The organism is Pedobacter hiemivivus (genome assembly GCF_005144565.1).
In the GTDB taxonomy this organism is placed as follows: domain Bacteria; phylum Bacteroidota; class Bacteroidia; order Sphingobacteriales; family Sphingobacteriaceae; genus Pedobacter; species Pedobacter hiemivivus.
Genome location: NZ_SWDX01000015.1, coordinates 25,541 through 42,587 on the forward strand (window position 1 = coordinate 25,541; position 17,047 = coordinate 42,587).

Genomic DNA, 17,047 nt, shown 5'->3' on the forward strand with positions numbered 1-17,047 from the left:
TTACATAACCAAACAGATAACTTTAATAAATCAGACTGGCATCGGTTTTCTGTGTTGATAAACGCTCGTTTTGTTGGTCTGTAATAAATTTAAATAACTCAATGAAACCATTTCATTCAAGAACAAAAATCGTAGCTACATTAGGCCCAGCCTCAGCTAAACCAGAAGTTTTATATAGTATGTTTAATGCGGGACTGGATGTATGCCGCTTGAACTTTTCTCATGGTTCACAAGCGGATCACCAGGAAGTTTTGGACACCATTCGTGCACTCAATAAAAAACATAATTATAACGTCGGTATACTTGCTGATTTACAGGGTCCTAAGATTAGGATTGGTATGGTTAAGGATGGTGGTATTCAATTGGTTAACGGTGCTACAACCGTTATCACCACTAAAGAATGTATCGGTAATGAAGAACGCATTTATATCACTTATGAAAGCTTTCCGAAGGACGTTAAAGCTGGTGAGATTATCTTACTAGATGACGGTAAATTGCAGATGAGAGTTATTGAAACTAATCTTGTTGATGAGGTTTTATGTGAAATTGTTCACGGTGGAATCTTGACTTCAAGAAAGGGGGTGAACTTACCAAATACTAAGGTTTCTATTCCTTCTCTTACAGCAGAAGATCGTAATAATTTAGAGTTTGTTCTCGAAAACGATGTAGAATGGATCGGTCTTTCTTTTGTACGTAACGCTGAGGATATTATAGAATTAAAAGATATCATCAAACAACGAGGTAAAACAGCTCGCGTAATTGCTAAGATTGAAAAACCTGAAGCAATTGCAAACATTGATGAGATTATTGCAGTTTCTGACGGTATTATGGTTGCCCGTGGTGATCTAGGTGTTGAAATGCCAATGGAAGAAGTGCCTTTGTTGCAAAAAATGATTGTGCAAAAATGTCGCGCAGCTTCTAAACCGGTAATTGTGGCAACGCAAATGCTAGAAAGTATGATCACTACACCAAGGCCAACACGTGCTGAGGTGAATGATGTGGCTAACTCTGTATTAGATGGTGCTGATGCAGTAATGCTAAGCGGTGAGACCTCTGTAGGTGAGTTTCCATTGATCGTAATTGAAACTATGCAGAAAATCATCCAAAATATTGAACATAATAACTATCCTTTCCACCCTGAAAAATTCTTGAAGCATAAAGCTGATAGCTTTTTAAGTGATGCGGTTTGTGATACAGCTTGTTTCCTGGCTAAACAAACAAATGCTGCTGGTATCGTTTCGATGACATTGAGCGGCTATACAGCGTTTCAGATCTCTAGTCACCGACCAAAAGCACTTACTTACATCTTTACAAGTAACAGAAGTTTACTAAATAGCCTAAGTTTATTATGGGGTGTTCAAGGCTTTTATTATGATAAATTTGAAAGTACTGATGAAACTATTCAGGATGTAAATGACTTGCTTAAAGCGAATAAATTGATTAAAGCTGGAGATGTTATCATCAATACTGCAGCGATTCCAATGGAAGCTAAAGGCAAAACGAATATGATTAAGGTTTCTGTTATTGAGTAATATTCCTTAGCATTCAAAAATTTTTCTACTTTTGCAATCCGCAAAACGGAGAGTTGTCCGAGCGGTCGAAGGAGCACGCCTGGAAAGTGTGTATACCTCACAAGGGTATCGAGAGTTCGAATCTCTCACTCTCCGCTGAATGATTAAAAGCCCAACATTGTTGGGCTTTTGTTGTTTTAAGGCTTGCTATCGGGTTTGCTAAATGCTGTGTCATTGAGTGCACAAGGTATAGAGGCTCCTAAAGAAGTTCTCCATTCTTACCTTTTCTGTGAGCAGCCGTGATGCGGTTAATGACAATAATTTTTTGGTCAACTATGTGATCAACAAAAAGTAGTTGGGATATCCGAGCGGATGGGGGATGCATAATTAAAAAGGATCTAGGGCTTGGTTTGAGGCTCTCTTACAGCGAATCTAAAGATAAACAATACAATTAACGGAATGACGGTACTTTGGTCGCTACGATCTTATTTCCAGCTGTCGAATTCTTTTTTAGCGAATGCTCTTGCGGTAGTAGGGTCAATGTTACCTGCAATGGTAAGAAAGGCTTTTGATGGAGTAATGCTTTTTTCGTAAAAGGCTTGTACATCTTTTAGTGTTAATTGCGCTAAGGATGCTTCATTTACGGATACTGGATAATAACGATCCTGAGCTTTCAAATGCTCAATTATAGTTTGCTTTGCTTTATCAAGAGAAGATTGATTTAAGGCAGGCGTTTTTATAGACCCAGACATTATGGATAGTGCTTTGTTAAAATCTGTAGCTAATGATGCCAGATTGCCACCTTTGTTATCGAAACTTATTCCTGTTTCAGCTTCGCTTGCAGTTTCGTTTAACATCAGGTTTAATATGTTTTGGGCTGCAGCATTATTTTCATCCACCGTTTCGTTGTCAACAGTAAAGCTCGAGTAAATTTTATCTGTTCCGGTGTTCTCTGCAACAATAACCGTCATGCCATTGCTTAATTTAAAGCTTACGGGGTTATTCATTGTTGAGGATTGTGCCTGAACGAATTGGGTGGCAAATAATGCAATTGTTGCAATAAATAATTTTTTAGTAGTTAGCATCGCGGGTAGTATTTGTTAAAATGATGAGTTAAAGTTACGTTAGGTATTTGGCCCTTGAAATGAAGAATAGGCAGAAAGGCAGATGGGCCCGATGAAATGCATTTTCATCGTGTTCATTTTGTTCATTGATGTGACGTTCTGCGTATTATACCTATTTTTAGCGCAATCATTCCCCATACTAAATGAACTGCTTAATTGTTGATGACAATATTATAGCGTTAACTATTATTAAAAAACTAATCAGCTTGGACTCCACACTCTCTGTGGTGGGAGAGTGCTTTAGTGCGATTGAAGCTTATGAGAAAATCCAGCTAAATGAGATTGATATTTTGTTTCTAGATATAGAAATGCCAGATATGAATGGCATAGAGTTGGTTAAATGCCTGGGTGAAAAGCGGCCTATGGTTATTATTACTACTTCTACAACGGATTATGCTGCGGAAGCCTTTGATCTCAATGTGGTAGATTTTTTGATAAAACCAGTTAGAGCTGCCAGGTTTTTGATGGCCGTAGAAAAAGCCCGAAAGATAATGGTGGTAAAAAGTCTGGCCTTGCCAGATCAAACAGACGAATTTGTATTTATACGGGAATCTAATGTGGTCCGTCGATTAAAAATAAGCGACATTTTATATATGGAGGCCAGGGGCGATTATGTTAAAATCAACGTCCCTGGCCATACTTATTCTATCCACTCTTCATTAAAATCGGTAGCAGAAAAGCTATCTAAAAATACCTTTTTGAGGGTTCATCGCTCATTTGTTGTCAATGTAAGTAAGATTGATACGGTAGAGGGTGGAATGCTTGTCATTAACCAAAATATCGTACCGGTGTCTGATGCTTACAGAGCTGTATTGTATAATCGAATGTTGTTCCTTTAATGATTGGCTATATTTTTATCCATAAATAAAACACAGCAGCCAATGTAGCGCCTACAATAGGTCCAATAACAGGGATCCAAGAATATCCCCAATTGTTGCCCCCTTTTCCTGCTACGGGCAATATAGCGTGCATAATCCTTGGCCCTAGATCCCTTGCAGGATTTATGGCGTACCCAGTAGTACCACCAAGAGACAAACCGATTACCCAAACCAAAAAGGTTACTGGTAATGCACCAATGGAGCCTAATCCAATTGGATTCTTATCTGCACCCATTTCTGCACCTGTGAAGTGGAATATAACAAAGATCAGGACAAAAGCTCCGATGATCTCACTGATCAGGTTGGAAACCGTATTAGGGATTGCGGGCGCCGTGCAGAAAGTGGCGTGCTTTGCTCCCTTATCTTCTGTACCCGCATAGAAGTCCTTAAACAGCAACCAAACCAGGAAGGAGCCCAGCATGGCACCGATAAACTGTGCTGCGATATAGGTCGGGGCATCAGCCCAGCTAAATTTTCCGGCTACAGCCAGACCGATGGTTACGGCAGGGTTTAGGTGGGCGCCACTGTATGGGGCGGCGATAACCACGCCTACAAATACCGCGAGGGCCCAGGCGGTAGTGATCACCATCCATCCGGCATTATTCCCTTTGGTTCCTTTCAAAACCACGTTGGCAACAACTCCGTTGCCCAATAAAATCATAAACATAGTGCCAATAATTTCGGCTGCAAATGGAGACATATAGATTAAGTTTATTGTGTTTAAATATCTTAGTTTTCGGCGGCAGCTTTTGCAGCTTTTACAGCTTTGTTCCAGCCTTTAATTCGTTCAGGAATGTGATCCGTTTTTCCAGCATTGAAATTTTTGTCAATTTTCCATTGTCCGCTAATGTCGTCCATACTATCCCAATATCCAACAGCTAATCCCGCTAGATAAGCGGCACCTAATGCGGTTACTTCGGTTACTTTTGGTCGGATTACAGTTGTGTCAAGTAAGTCGGCCTGGAACTGCATTAACATATCATTTGCCGTGGCACCACCGTCTACCCTTAATTCTTTAATGCTGTGCCCCGAGTCGGCCTCCATCGCTTTAAGTACTTCCATTGTTTGAAAAGCTATACTTTCTACCGCCGCCCTTGCCAGGTGTGAGGCTGTTGTGCCCCGAGTAATGCCGGTTATAGTCCCACGTGCATCCTGATCCCAATGCGGGGCTCCAAGTCCGGCAAACGCAGGTACGAGGTATACTCCTCCAGTGTCTGGAACTTTAAGCGCCAGTTCTTCTACTTCGGCAGATGACTTGATGATTCCTAAACCATCCCGTAGCCATTGTACAACTGCACCACCAATAAAAATACTGCCTTCTAAGGCATACTGTACTTTTCCGTTTATTTTCCAGGCGATAGTAGTTACCAGATTGTTTTGTGAAACGATGGGTTTATCACCAATATTCATTAGCATAAAACAACCCGTTCCGTAGGTGTTTTTCACCATTCCTACCTGCGTGCACATTTGCCCGAATAAGGCTGCTTGCTGATCGCCAGCAATTCCCGCAATAGGAATTTTTGCAGCAAGTACATTGCCGGTGGTTTCTCCGTAAACCTCGCTAGATGATTTAACCGTTGGAAGGATATTTCTTGGGATATCAAAAAGATCCAGTAATTCCTGATCCCAATCCAGGGTGTGAATGTTGTATATCATTGTTCTTGATGCATTACTGACATCAGTTACGTGTACTCTTCCGTCGGTTAGGTTCCATATCAACCAGGAGTCGATGGTTCCAAACGCGATGTCTCCAGCTGCAGCTTTTTCTCTAGCGCCTGGTACATTGTCAAGAATCCATTTGATTTTGGTGGCAGAAAAATAAGCATCTAAAATAAGGCCTGTTTTTTCTTGTATATTTTTAGCCATTCCCTTGGCTTTAAGCTCATCGCAATAACCAGATGTGCGTCTGTCTTGCCATACAATGGCATTGTACAAAGGTTCTCCGGTTTTTCTATCCCATAATACAGTGGTTTCACGCTGATTGGTAATGCCTATTGCGGCAATATTGGTCGGTGTAATGCCTGCTTTTACTATCGCTTCTGTTGCTACAGAAATTTGGCTGGTCCAGATTTCATTGGCGTTATGTTCTACCCATCCCGGTTGAGGATAGATTTGTTCAAACTCCTTTTGTGCGATGGAGACAATGCTTCCTTCCTTATTAAATACAATCGCCCTTGAACTTGTAGTTCCCTGATCAAAGGATAAAATAAATTTGCTCATAATTTATAATTGCAATGATGTGTAATAAAACGTAAGTATAAACAATCATTATCGAAAGTAAAAGACGCAAATTGAAATTATAAAAAAAGCATCCCGTATAGAATGCTTTTCTGGATTAACAGGGAATAGTTATCCTCCTTCAAATAAAATCTTAATGACCTTCGCGTTTGCGTTGGTTATCTCTGTTAGAGGTTTGGTCGGATCGCTGACCACCTCCATTTGAAATACCTTGTTGTTTCTTGTCTTGTTTTGTACTGTGGAACATTCGATCGGATGTTGTTTTACCTTGATCACTTCCACTGTGCTTTTGTGTGGGTTGATTTTTCATAGTAATGAATGATAATATGAATATTACACTTATAACAGAATAGGCAATGATATGTTTTGTAAAAAAGGCGCCTTTACCATGAGTGATGATAAAGGCGCCTTTTTTATGAGCGTAAAATTAGAATTTCACGCCGAAACCTAAAGAGAAGACCTGGTTTTTAAACTCAGGAGTTTCATTTGAGCCATCTTCGTTATTTTTCTGGAAATCTAAAGCGTAACGACCATGGATATCGATCTTATTGTTGATGTCATATCTAAAACCAATAAGTCCGCCGACAAGACTCTTTTTAAATCGATCAGATTTGTCTTCAATGATCTCCTGCTCTGCAGTCCCTATACCAGTCTCAAATTTATTCTTTGTTGAAAGTAAGAAGGATACTTGTGGACCTACTACAAGGTTTAAGCCACTTCCACCAAGATTAATGCTGGCTAAAATTGGAATATCGATAAAACTGGTTGTTTGTGTAAAGTCCCCAAATGTAGTCTCAGCTTTGTATCCTTTAGTCGAATAAAGTAACTCTGGTGTAAATGCTAAACCTTTAATCAGGTTGATATCTAAAGTTACACCTGCATTAAAACCAGGATTTACTTTTGTTTTAAAATCGTTGTTACCATCATCTTTGATAATGTTTGGAAGGTTTAAACCTGCTTTTACTCCCAATCTAATTGGGGCTTGTGCATTGGCAGCACCTGCTGCAAATAGGCCTAGAGCCAAAATGATTAACTTTTTCATAATTATGTGTTTTTAATACACCAGTAGTTGAAAGAAATGTGCCAACTTTATATGGGTAGAATATTTTTTTCTTATAAATGGCCCTAAACGGTATGTATAGCTGTTAATTAGCCGATTTAATTCAACTCGATCATCAATGATGAGCATAGAGTTATTGACTTTCACATTGTATCAAATTTGATACAATGTATGGTGGGCTTCAAAATTCCTGGGGTATTCTCTTTATACATGATTGCTCAAATCCATTAAAATGGAACTTTTGCTTAACTTTGAAGTTTAACCAATTGTTATACAAATGAATGTCAAGCATTTTTTTATAGTTAGTTTACTCCTGTTAACAACCCTATTTAGTGCACAGGCACAAAAGAAATCCTACTTACAAACACTAGCTGAACCTAATAAATGGGTAGACTCTGTTTTTAAACGGTTAAGTAAACGTCAAAAAATTGCGCAAATATTCTTTGTAAGGGCACATACCAATTTTGGTAAGGCTTATGAGGATTCAATAGGGAAGGTGATCAAGAAGGAGCGCATTGGTGGCTTAGTATTCTTTCAGGGCGGTCCCGCTAGACAAGCTATTTTAACCAATCAATACCAGTCCTTGGCCAGAGTTCCATTGTTAATTACCTCTGATGGCGAATGGGGATTAGGAATGCGTTTGGATAGCACCATCTCTTATCCATATCAAATGGCACTGGGTGCGGTTCAAAATAAGGATCTGCTTTATAAAATGGGAATTGAAGTAGCGAAGGATTATAAACGTATTGGAATGCACATGAATCTTGCTCCTGATGTGGATGTGAACAATAATCCTAAAAACCCGGTGATCAACTTCCGTTCCTTTGGGGAGAACAAATATAATGTAGCCACTAAGGCGGCAGCTTATATGAAAGGGATGCAGGATGGGGGATTGCTAGTTAGTATCAAACATTTTCCTGGTCATGGTGATACAGATGTGGATTCGCATTACGATTTGCCGCAATTAACATTTACAAAGACGCGTTTAGACAGTTTGGAGCTTTATCCTTTTAAAGAGTTAATTAAGGACGGAGCTGCTGGTGTAATGATTGCACATATGAATATTCCGGCATTGGACAATACACCTAATATGCCATCTACTTTGTCAAAACCGATAGTTACCGGACTTTTAAAGGATGAACTAGGTTTTAAAGGCATTGTTATTTCTGATGCAATGGGTATGAATGGGGTGGTTAAGAATTTTAAAAACGGCGAAGCTGATGTGATGGGTATTATTGCTGGTAATGACATTATAGAGTTGTCTGAGAACAGTGCAAGAGCTATAAAATTGGTGCGTAAAGCGATTAGAGCAGACAGGATTAGCATGGCACAGATTGATGAAAGCGTTAAAAAGATCCTTGCAGCTAAATATTGGGCAGGTTTAAACGTTAAGAAGAGCATTGATGAGCAGAATGTAGTGGCCGAAGTAAATCGTCCGGAAAGTTTGGCATTGCTGCAGCAACTGGCAGAAGCGTCTATGACTATGCTAAGAGGAAAAAATAACATTCAACAACTTAAAGCAGAGCAGCGTACCGTAATTATCAGCATCGGCACTCCCGAGGTTACAACTTTTCAACGCGAACTTGGTGCTTACTATAAAAACGCTATTTTCTATACTTTGGATAAAAATGCGAATGCCAATGCAATTGCAAAGGTGTTAAGAGACCTTAAGGCATTTGATCAAATTATTATTGGTATTCATGATACCCGTACACGTCCGGGCAACGGAATGCTATTGAGTGCTGATCTAAATATGTTTGTAAAAGATATGGCGCTAAGTAATGCAGTTTTCGCTTTATTTGCCAATCCATATAACTTAGCCGCATTACCAGGGCTAGAGCAAAGTAAAGGCTTGATTATTGCTTATCAGAAAGAGGACTTTATGCAAAAGGCAGCGGCTGGGGTGATCAAAAATCAAATAATCGCTACAGGAAAGCTACCAGTTACTGTAAATAGCTTCTTTAACTATGGAGACGGACTTTAAAATACTATTGTGCAATTTTTAGACATACATACACATCAGGAAGGGAGGGAAGACGGAGTTAGGCGTATACTTAGTCTTTCCTTAACCAGAGGTATGCGCGTCGCATTGCCAGAAGACCAGGAACTTTCATTAGGATTACATCCTTGGTTTGCGACAATGGAGCATCTGGATGAAGATTATTTAAAACTTGCTGAGACGGCAAAAGAAACCCGGGTTAAACTGATTGGTGAGTGTGGTTTAGACAGATTGAAGGGAGAAAGCCTGGAAAATCAGCTGATTATTTTGAGGAAACAGCTCAAGTTGGCCAATGAGATTCATAAGCCTGTTATTCTTCATTGTGTAAGGTGTTTTGACGAATTGATGTCTTTACAAAAGGAAATGAAAGTCAGTGTGCCGCTTATTGTCCATGGGTTTAACAAGGATGAAGAATTGGGGCAGAAATTGTTGGACAAAGGGTTTTACCTTTCTTTTGGTAAGGCGATACTACATGCCGATTCGGGAGCTGCGGATTTGGTTAAACACACAGATATGTTCTTTTTGGAAACAGATGCTGCTGACTGTAGCATACAGGAAATTTATCAAGCTGCTGCAAATTTGAAAAATACTACTCTAGAGGAGATGAAAGCGCTTATTTTTGCCAACTGGAAAAAAATAATGCTTATTTAATATGTCTGATTTAAACTGGTTGTCACGCTCTGCTCTACTGATTGGAAATGAGGGAATAGATCTTTTGCAACAAAAACATGTACTGGTGGTAGGATTAGGAGGTGTGGGTTCTTTTGCTGCAGAGTTTATATGTCGATCTGGTGTTGGGGAGATGACAATTGTAGACGGAGATGTTGTTGATCCGAGTAATAGAAACCGGCAGCTGCCAGCTTTGGCTACCAACCATGGTCAGCATAAAGCCGATATTATGAAAGAGCGCTTATTGGCCATTAATCCGGATCTTAAATTACATGTTATACAGGACTTTTTAACCCCTGAAAAATGTAGTGCGCTAATGGAGGATCATTTTGATTATGTGATGGATTGTATAGATAGCCTTAGCCCTAAAATTGTCCTATTGTCTAAAGCATTAGAGAAGAATGTACCCATCGTGAGTTCGATGGGGGCTGGGGGCAAAATGGATCCTACTTTGCTCAGGGTAACCTGGCTCCCGGATACCTATCAATGCGTTTTTGCATCAGATATACGAAAAAGATTAAAGCTATTTGGAAACTATAGTCAAATCAAAGCAGTCTTTTCTACGGAAGCGGTGATAAAAGATTCTTTGGTGATGACCGATGGCAGTAATTTTAAGAAATCTGCCTATGGGACTATGTCGTACATTCCGGCCGCCTTTGGCGGTGTCTGCGCTTCCGTGGTGATCAGGGACCTGTTAGGACAAGCCATCACTATGGCCGAAAGACCACCAAGGATTGCAGTAAAAAAGAAACGCTGATCTACAGCTTCTATTTATTATTTTCGGGTTTAAGGGCGGCAACTGTCCATCCCTTTAAAAATTCCATTACTTTTTTTACACTGTGCCCCTTTCCTTCTTCCAGATAGGCAGAGTTTTGGATGTGAATTACTTTACCGTTTCCATCAAGAATTACAAATACAGGGAAACCAAAGCGGCCGGGATAACCTAAGCTAGCCATTACAGCAGGGTTTTTATTCTCTGGGCTATAGTTTACCAGTACAGTTTCGTAGTTACTGTTTAAATAATCTTTCAATTCAGGCGTAGCGTCAACCAGCTTATGAAAAGCAATACACCAGCTGCACCAATTGCCACCAACCTGGATAAATACGTGTTTACCTTCCTTTTTTGCTTTTGCTACGGCGGCATCAATGTCGGCCTTTGCATTGGCTTTAGGGTTGTAAATCGTTATAGGTTCTTTTTTAACAGGTGCTTTATCCTGTGCTAATGCTGTGCTGGATATGGCTATAAACGCCAGTAAAACTAAAGCTAGTTGTTTCATCTTTTTAAATTTATATACAATTTTAAGTATTTATCTTTCAAGTATGGTAATGTAATTATCATGAAGCATATGCCGCTAAACTATTATTTTGTCTGCCGATGTTATAAAATATTGATAGCTTTACCTAATGCCTCAACAGCCTTTAAAAATATTACAAGCATCTGCCGGATCCGGTAAAACATTCAGTTTAACAGCGCATTATTTAACCCTTTTGTTATCGGGTGAAACCAAGTATCGCGAAATTCTGGCTGTAACTTTTACAAATAAAGCTACAGAAGAGATGAAAAGTCGGATTATGGAGGTGTTGAAAGGTTTTGCTGAGGGAGATCCGTCAAAAAAGATCAACGACTACAGAGAAATCGTATTAAAAGCACATCCCGATATGGATGCGGCAAGTTTAAAACAGAAATCTGATAAAATATACCGCAAGATTTTACATGACTACGGCCGGTTCTCTGTGAGTACCATAGATGGTTTTGTGCAGAAAGTGATTCGGGGTTTTGCCTTTGAACTAGGTTTGGATGCAGGTTATGGCCTGGAGATGAATTATGATAAGGTAAAGAATGAATTGGCCGAGCGATTGGATAAAGCTTTGGATAAAAATCCTGTTTTATTGCAGTGGATCATTGATCTGGCCTTGGATCGGATCAACAATAATTTGAGCTGGAATTATCGTAGGGAGCTAATTGATTTGGCTAATGAGATTTTCAAAGAACGGTATCAACCCTTTGAAAATGCAATTAAGGAGCTGGGAGAATCGGCTGACTTGGATGCCCTTTTTAAGGATTACAATAAGGTTACCCGGCTTGGAATGGAGACCTTTGAAAGCACCATTAAGGAACTGGCAGAGCAAGCACAACAGATTTTTGAGGTGGAAGGTATAGAGGTATCCAGCTTAAAAGGCAAGTCGCGATCACCATTAAACAACCTGCCAAAAATAGCTGCAGGGGATTTAAGTAAAATATCTAGCCTGCTAAAGATAGTCGATCAGCCTGAGGAGTGGTTTCAAAAGGGAGAGGAAAGTGGTGCTTATTCGGAGTTGAACCCTGTTTTGTCAAAACTGGTAAATATTTATCAGGATGGATTAGCGGGATATTTACTGGCTCAGGCATTCAATAAGAATTTATATTATCTGCGCTTGATGCAGGAAATGGCTGTTTTATTGAAAGATTATAGAGACGAAAGTCCAAATCTGTTAATCAGTGATGCACAGACCCTATTAAAAGGGATAACCGATGATGCTGATGATAATCCATCTTTCATTTGGGAAAAGATGGGGAATCGATATCGTAATTTTCTATTTGATGAGTTTCAGGATACTTCGGCCAATCAGTGGGGTAGCTTTAAATCATTGCTCAGCAACTCTATCGCCTCGCCTAGCGGCAAACTGATCGATCACCTAATTGTAGGCGATACCAAGCAGTCAATTTATCGTTGGCGAAACGGCGATTGGAACATTCTTCATCAGCAGGCAAAGCTGGATATTAAAGCAGAAAATGTACTGGAAGACAGTTTGGAAGAGAACTACCGGAGTACATTAAATATCATTGAGTTTAATAACTACTTATTTAAGCAGCTGCCAGAATTGATGCAGGTCAATTTGAATGGGACCATTGCCGAACAGGATGTCGCCGAGGTTTTAAATTGGTGGCAAGAGCAAGGTTTTGATCATATTGTAACCGATGTTTATGCTGAAGCCAAACAGAAAACTACGCCATTTACACTGGATGGCGGAACGATTAACTTTAATGTTTTAAAGGAAGACGCGGAAGGCAATACATTAACTAAGACTACTTTTAGGGATTTGGCGCTAGCTAAAATGATGGCAGAGCTGGATATCCTTATTAAGGATAAAAATTATAAACTGAAGGATATTTGTGTGTTGGTTCGTTCTAACTCGGAAGCTGTGGCTGCGGTAGAAGCACTAATGGAACAGGGCATTGATGTGATTTCGGGAGAAGCTTTATTGCTGAATAACAATAGTGCAGTAAAACTAATCATCAACACTTTGCAGGTAATGGGCGGATTGTCGGAAAATACGGCATTATATAAAGCAAACTGTATTAGTCTGTATGCCAATCTACAGGATAAGCCGGTTGAACCTCATCATTATTTCTCGCTTAAGTTTAAAAATCTGACGCAGCTTGCGGATCTGTTGCCTGCCGATTTGTGTGCGGACTGGCAAACCTGGATGCAGCAACCTTTGCCGGCGCTATTAGAAAAAATTATAGCCGCTTATGGTTTGGGTGAAAGTAAGCATGTCGCCAACTTACCCTATCTGTTTGCTTTACGCGATTTAACGGGTCGTTTTGCTTTGCATGGAGAGAAAGGCATTGCCGCATTTTTAGCTTTTTGGGACGAAGAGGGGGCCAGGAAAACCTTGCCTTCGCCAGATAATGCTGATGCTGTACAGGTAATCACTATTCATAAATCTAAAGGTTTGGCATTTAGGGCTGTAATGTTGCCATTTTGCAATTGGGATATTAATGGTAAACCTAATGGCATTTTCTGGGTTCCGGCATCTGACACCCCTTATCATCATTTGCACAGTATTCCTTTAAAATACAATAAGGAGCTTGGTCGTTCCAGTGTAGCTAAGCCTTACTTTGAGGAATTGCTTTATAACAATATGGATGCTTTAAATATGCTTTATGTGGCTACAACCCGCTCCAAAGAATATTTGTACATCAGTACCATGGGTAAAAAGACCGATACAATTACCAATATAGGTGATTTGCTAAGTAAGGTTTTTTCCGATCAGCTATCGGAGGAAGGTAATTATGTGATAGATGGGGCGGTGCTCGATCGACCTGAAAAAGACACGGCTATACAACAGATAGAAATGGATTATTACCCAGTTTCTGATCGATTGAGTCAAGTGTTTGATGCCAATTTAAAGCGAAGAGAAATAGATTTGTTAACGGGTGAAAGTGCTGGTAGGACAGGAACGATCCTTCATGAGGTATTGGCTGGAGCGAGCGATGTAGCAGCGGTGGATTCTGTTTTGCAGACCTTGTTATTGGAAGGTATTTTTAAGGAAGAAGAATTGCCGTTTTTAAAGGCTCAGGCTGTTGCCGTTTTACAGCATGAAGGTTTACAAGAGATATTGGGCAAGAGTGAGCAGAGCTTAAACGAGCGCAGTATTATAGATACGAAAGGCAAAAGTTACCGACCTGATAAGGTGTTGGTGAATGGCAATGAGGTCACAATAGTTGATTATAAATTTACACAGCAAGAAAGCGACAAACATATTGAACAGGTTAGCCATTATAAAGCCTTATTGATGGCTATGGGCTATACGAACGTAAAAACCTATTTGTTTTATGCGCTAAGTGGACAATTAAAACTGGTTTAAGATGAGTAAGGAATTGAATATAAAACCATTTTTAAGAGAAGTGGCCGAGGATTTGGTAACGCAGCTGGGCGACAACCTGCAACACGCTGCCATTATTTTTAACAACAAGCGTCCGGTGGCCTACTTACAGGATCATTTGGCAAAAATCATCAATAAGCCTTTTTGGAGTCCTTCTTTCTTTACTATTCAGGAGTTTTTTGCTTTGTCTTCCGAATTAAAGGTGGCAGACGCCTTTACGCAGTTTTTTACTTTATATCAGAAATACAATGAGCTGGTATTGCAAAATGGCGAAGCCAAGATAGATCCAGCTAAGTTTTATCCCATTGCCCGGATTATTTTGAGTGATTTTTCTCAAATCGACAATGACCTAGTGAATGCTGGGAAGTTATTTGAGCAGCTGGAAGATTTTGCGGAGGTAGATTATCAGTTTGATTATTTAAGTGAGGAGCAACAGGAATTTTTAAAGGGCTTCTGGAGTTCTTATTCCGAGGGAAAGCATAAAAAACAGCAAGAGCAGTTTATCAAGATGTGGGGGCGAATGCCGGATTTGTATCATGGTTATCACGAGGCCTTGAAAGAGAAGGGCCTAACCACTATGGGGCATATTTACCGACAGTTGGCTGAAGGGAAAGCAGGGCTGCCAAACTTTACAGCCACTTATCCAAAATTGGCATTTGTAGGTTTTAATGCCTTAAGTAGGGCCGAGGCTGTGGTGTTTAAGCGCTGGCAGGATCAGGCAAAAACATTGTTCTACTTCGATACGGATACGTATTATATGAAGGATACGTTGCAGGAGGCAGGGCTGTTTTTAAGAAAGAACTTTGAGGTAAATGGTTTGCTGAATGCTTTAGGAGCAAGTAAAAGCCTGATCAAAGCCAATCCTAAAACTGTAAATGTTTATAAAACCCAAGGGCAGGTTGCACAGGCAAAAATACTGAGTACTGCGCTTCAGGCCGATTATCCGCTATTAAAAGCGGAAGACAATGCCGGTAAGATTGCGCTTATCCTTGCAGATGAAAGTCTGCTTTTACCTGTATTGCAAACTATCCCTACGCATTATCATGATGGTGCTGAAAAGCATCCTATAAATATAAATGTGACGATGGGGTACCCATTGGTAGCTTCGTCCATTTTTGGTCTGGCGGATTTGTGGTTAAGTGTACAAGCGCAATTGATCCAGGGAGAAAAAGATACAGTGTATCACAGGGAGGTTGAAGCCTTCTTGTCTCATCCGCTTACGGGAATTACTGAGCTGATACGTAGCAAGATTCAGCAAAAATTGCTGGCAGAACAATTGGCCGAAGTGCCTTTGTCGAGGTTAAAAGCTCAAAAGGGATTGTTGGCAATGTTTTTTACCAAAGTTGAAAATAGTGCCGAAGCAACTAATACGTTGCAGGCCATTTTTAAGCATATCCTTGAACAGCAGTTGGCCCATAAAACCTTGCGCCAAACAGAGGCCGATTTGTTTGTGGCGACCATTAAAGAGCTTAACCGACTGCACGATGCTTTAAATACTTATTTACCCGGCTTAAATAGTCCAAAGGAGCTATCATTTATTTTGTCGCTTATTCAAAAAGCGGTGCAGGGAATCGCTGTTCCTTTAACGGGAGAACCACTTCAAGGTATTCAGGTGATGGGATTGCTGGAAAGTCGAAGCCTTGATTTTGATCAGGTCTATATTTTAGGGGTTAATGAGGGGTTGCTGCCTCAGACTAGTGTCTCGCCAAGTTTTATTCCGGATAGTATCCGCAGAGCCTATGGTTTACCTGTTCTTGAAAATCAGGATGCCATTTCAGCTTATATGTTTTATCGTTTGCTGCAGCGCTCCAGTAAGGTGAGCCTGGTTTATAATGCGCAGGCAGATGATACCAATACCGGGGAGCCAACACGTTTTTTGAGGCAACTCGAATACGAAAGTGGTTATACTTTTAACTATTTGGAGCATAAGCAAAGTATCTCTACAGAACAAAAAAGGCCAGTTATCATCCATAAAGATGAAAAGGTGATGGCTGTACTCAATAAATACCTAACGGGTGAAACACAATTGTCGGCATCGGCCTTAACGTCTTATGTGAATTGCCCGCTCCAGTTCTTTTATAAATACGTGGCCAGGATAGAGGAGCCAAAAGAGATTTCGGAAAATCTGGAAGCTAATTATATTGGTTCGATGTTGCACTTTGTGTTGGAGACCTTTTACGGTGATTTGATGGTCGAGGATAAGGTCATAACCAAGCAGCGGATAGCGGAATATCGTAAAAAAGTCCCACAGTTGGCTGTAAAAGCCTTTGCGCAGGTGATGTTTGAAAATGAAAACCATCAGGTAAGTCATAATGGAATGCAGAAGGTTGTGCTGGCTATTGTTGAGGAATATGCCAACCTGATTTTAGATTATGACGAGAATGAAGCTCCTTTTGAGGTTTTGGCCTTAGAGAAAAAGGATAAGGTCGATTTTAAATTTAAGGTTAATGGGGTAGAGCAGACGATCATTTTGCATGGAATCATCGATCGTATAGATCGTAAAAATGGGATTACGCGTATTGTAGACTATAAAACGGGTAGCGATATTTTGCGGTACAGTAATTTAGCTGATGTTTTTGATACCAACAGTAACAAACAAAACAAGGCATTAATCCAGACGTTATTTTATACCTATGTTTTTGAGCGGGCAAATGCGCTTGAACAGGTTGAGCCTAACTTGTATAGTATCCGCAACATGCGCAAGGAAGGTACATTTTTTATAGAAGGCAAAGAGAAGCTAAAGCTAAATGGAGTAAAGCTGGAAAGCATAAAAGAGGAGTTTATTGGTTTCTTAGAAGGTAAACTTGCCGAGTTGTTTGATGAAAGTCAGCCCTTTGTGCCAACAGAGAATGAAGCCGGTTTTGCATTTTCTCCATATTTAACTCTGTGTGGAATGTAAAATGCCAAATTATTTTAGC

General features: G+C 40.0%; 13 protein-coding genes and 1 tRNA gene. 8 read left to right on the forward strand and 6 right to left on the reverse strand.

Annotated features, from left to right (window positions below):
• Positions 1-101 precede the first annotated feature (101 nt).
• Positions 102-1,532 carry a pyruvate kinase gene (pyk, locus tag FBD94_RS24345; RefSeq protein WP_131607894.1) on the forward strand — a complete coding sequence of 477 codons (1,431 nt, stop codon included), beginning with the start codon at positions 102-104 and terminating at the stop codon, positions 1,530-1,532.
• 47 nt (positions 1,533-1,579) lie between these two features.
• Positions 1,580-1,667: transfer RNA gene (locus FBD94_RS24350), tRNA-Ser, on the forward strand.
• A gap of 329 nt (positions 1,668-1,996) precedes the next feature.
• Here FBD94_RS24350 and FBD94_RS24355 read toward each other — a convergent pair.
• The gene (locus FBD94_RS24355; protein WP_136882143.1) at positions 1,997-2,596 is read right to left on the reverse strand and encodes an insulinase family protein; all 600 of its coding nucleotides are present in this window, start codon (positions 2,594-2,596) and stop codon (positions 1,997-1,999) included.
• Between the two features lie 182 nt (positions 2,597-2,778).
• Between FBD94_RS24355 and FBD94_RS24360 the strand changes: the two genes are divergently transcribed.
• Complete coding sequence (locus FBD94_RS24360) at positions 2,779-3,474, forward strand: LytR/AlgR family response regulator transcription factor (RefSeq protein ID WP_136882144.1); 696 nt, start codon at positions 2,779-2,781, stop codon at positions 3,472-3,474.
• Between the two features lie 7 nt (positions 3,475-3,481).
• Here FBD94_RS24360 and FBD94_RS24365 read toward each other — a convergent pair whose 3' ends face one another.
• The 4 genes from FBD94_RS24365 to FBD94_RS24375 all read right to left on the reverse strand — a co-directional run bounded on the left by FBD94_RS24365 (position 3,482) and on the right by FBD94_RS24375 (position 6,793).
• Positions 3,482-4,213 carry an MIP/aquaporin family protein gene (locus tag FBD94_RS24365; RefSeq protein WP_136882145.1) on the reverse strand — a complete coding sequence of 244 codons (732 nt, stop codon included), beginning with the start codon at positions 4,211-4,213 and terminating at the stop codon, positions 3,482-3,484.
• A gap of 29 nt (positions 4,214-4,242) precedes the next feature.
• Positions 4,243-5,733 carry a glycerol kinase GlpK gene (gene glpK / locus FBD94_RS24370; RefSeq protein WP_136882146.1) on the reverse strand — a complete coding sequence of 497 codons (1,491 nt, stop codon included), beginning with the start codon at positions 5,731-5,733 and terminating at the stop codon, positions 4,243-4,245.
• A 151-nt stretch (positions 5,734-5,884) separates the two neighbouring features.
• A complete protein-coding gene (locus FBD94_RS26065) occupies positions 5,885-6,061 on the reverse strand; it encodes a hypothetical protein (protein ID WP_169472402.1) in 177 nt (58 codons plus the stop codon).
• Positions 6,062-6,178: 117 nt separating this feature from the next.
• Positions 6,179-6,793, reverse strand: a complete 615-nt coding sequence (locus FBD94_RS24375) for a porin family protein (RefSeq protein WP_136882147.1) — start codon at positions 6,791-6,793, stop codon at positions 6,179-6,181.
• A 295-nt stretch (positions 6,794-7,088) separates the two neighbouring features.
• Between FBD94_RS24375 and FBD94_RS24380 the strand changes: the two genes are divergently transcribed.
• The 3 genes from FBD94_RS24380 to FBD94_RS24390 are packed head-to-tail and all read left to right on the forward strand — an operon-like array spanning position 7,089 to position 10,236.
• Complete coding sequence (locus FBD94_RS24380) at positions 7,089-8,795, forward strand: glycoside hydrolase family 3 protein (RefSeq protein ID WP_136882148.1); 1,707 nt, start codon at positions 7,089-7,091, stop codon at positions 8,793-8,795.
• Between the two features lie 9 nt (positions 8,796-8,804).
• Positions 8,805-9,461, forward strand: a complete 657-nt coding sequence (locus FBD94_RS24385) for a TatD family hydrolase (protein ID WP_136882149.1) — start codon at positions 8,805-8,807, stop codon at positions 9,459-9,461.
• Position 9,462: 1 nt separating this feature from the next.
• Positions 9,463-10,236, forward strand: a complete 774-nt coding sequence (locus tag FBD94_RS24390; RefSeq protein ID WP_136882150.1) for a tRNA threonylcarbamoyladenosine dehydratase — start codon at positions 9,463-9,465, stop codon at positions 10,234-10,236.
• 10 nt (positions 10,237-10,246) lie between these two features.
• Here FBD94_RS24390 and FBD94_RS24395 read toward each other — a convergent pair whose 3' ends face one another.
• Positions 10,247-10,756, reverse strand: a complete 510-nt coding sequence (locus FBD94_RS24395) for a thioredoxin family protein (protein ID WP_131607903.1) — start codon at positions 10,754-10,756, stop codon at positions 10,247-10,249.
• Between the two features lie 127 nt (positions 10,757-10,883).
• On the opposite strand from FBD94_RS24395, the gene FBD94_RS24400 reads away from it, so the two are divergent.
• Positions 10,884-14,111 (forward strand): UvrD-helicase domain-containing protein, encoded by a 3,228-nt coding sequence (locus FBD94_RS24400; protein ID WP_136882151.1) that lies wholly within the window; start codon positions 10,884-10,886, stop codon positions 14,109-14,111.
• 1 nt (position 14,112) lies between these two features.
• The gene (locus FBD94_RS24405) at positions 14,113-17,028 is read left to right on the forward strand and encodes a PD-(D/E)XK nuclease family protein (protein ID WP_235884644.1); all 2,916 of its coding nucleotides are present in this window, start codon (positions 14,113-14,115) and stop codon (positions 17,026-17,028) included.
• Positions 17,029-17,047 lie beyond the last annotated feature (19 nt).

Coding starts and splice junctions, on each gene's coding strand:
- pyk (WP_131607894.1), top strand. CDS start 102: ATGAAACCATTTCATTCAAGAACAAAAATCGTAGCTACATTAGGCCCA.
- FBD94_RS24355 (WP_136882143.1), bottom strand. CDS start 2,596: ATGCTAACTACTAAAAAATTATTTATTGCAACAATTGCATTATTTGCC.
- FBD94_RS24360 (WP_136882144.1), top strand. CDS start 2,779: ATGAACTGCTTAATTGTTGATGACAATATTATAGCGTTAACTATTATT.
- FBD94_RS24365 (WP_136882145.1), bottom strand. CDS start 4,213: ATGTCTCCATTTGCAGCCGAAATTATTGGCACTATGTTTATGATTTTA.
- glpK (WP_136882146.1), bottom strand. CDS start 5,733: ATGAGCAAATTTATTTTATCCTTTGATCAGGGAACTACAAGTTCAAGG.
- FBD94_RS26065 (WP_169472402.1), bottom strand. CDS start 6,061: ATGAAAAATCAACCCACACAAAAGCACAGTGGAAGTGATCAAGGTAAA.
- FBD94_RS24375 (WP_136882147.1), bottom strand. CDS start 6,793: ATGAAAAAGTTAATCATTTTGGCTCTAGGCCTATTTGCAGCAGGTGCT.
- FBD94_RS24380 (WP_136882148.1), top strand. CDS start 7,089: ATGAATGTCAAGCATTTTTTTATAGTTAGTTTACTCCTGTTAACAACC.
- FBD94_RS24390 (WP_136882150.1), top strand. CDS start 9,463: ATGTCTGATTTAAACTGGTTGTCACGCTCTGCTCTACTGATTGGAAAT.
- FBD94_RS24395 (WP_131607903.1), bottom strand. CDS start 10,756: ATGAAACAACTAGCTTTAGTTTTACTGGCGTTTATAGCCATATCCAGC.
- FBD94_RS24400 (WP_136882151.1), top strand. CDS start 10,884: ATGCCTCAACAGCCTTTAAAAATATTACAAGCATCTGCCGGATCCGGT.
- FBD94_RS24405 (WP_235884644.1), top strand. CDS start 14,113: ATGAGTAAGGAATTGAATATAAAACCATTTTTAAGAGAAGTGGCCGAG.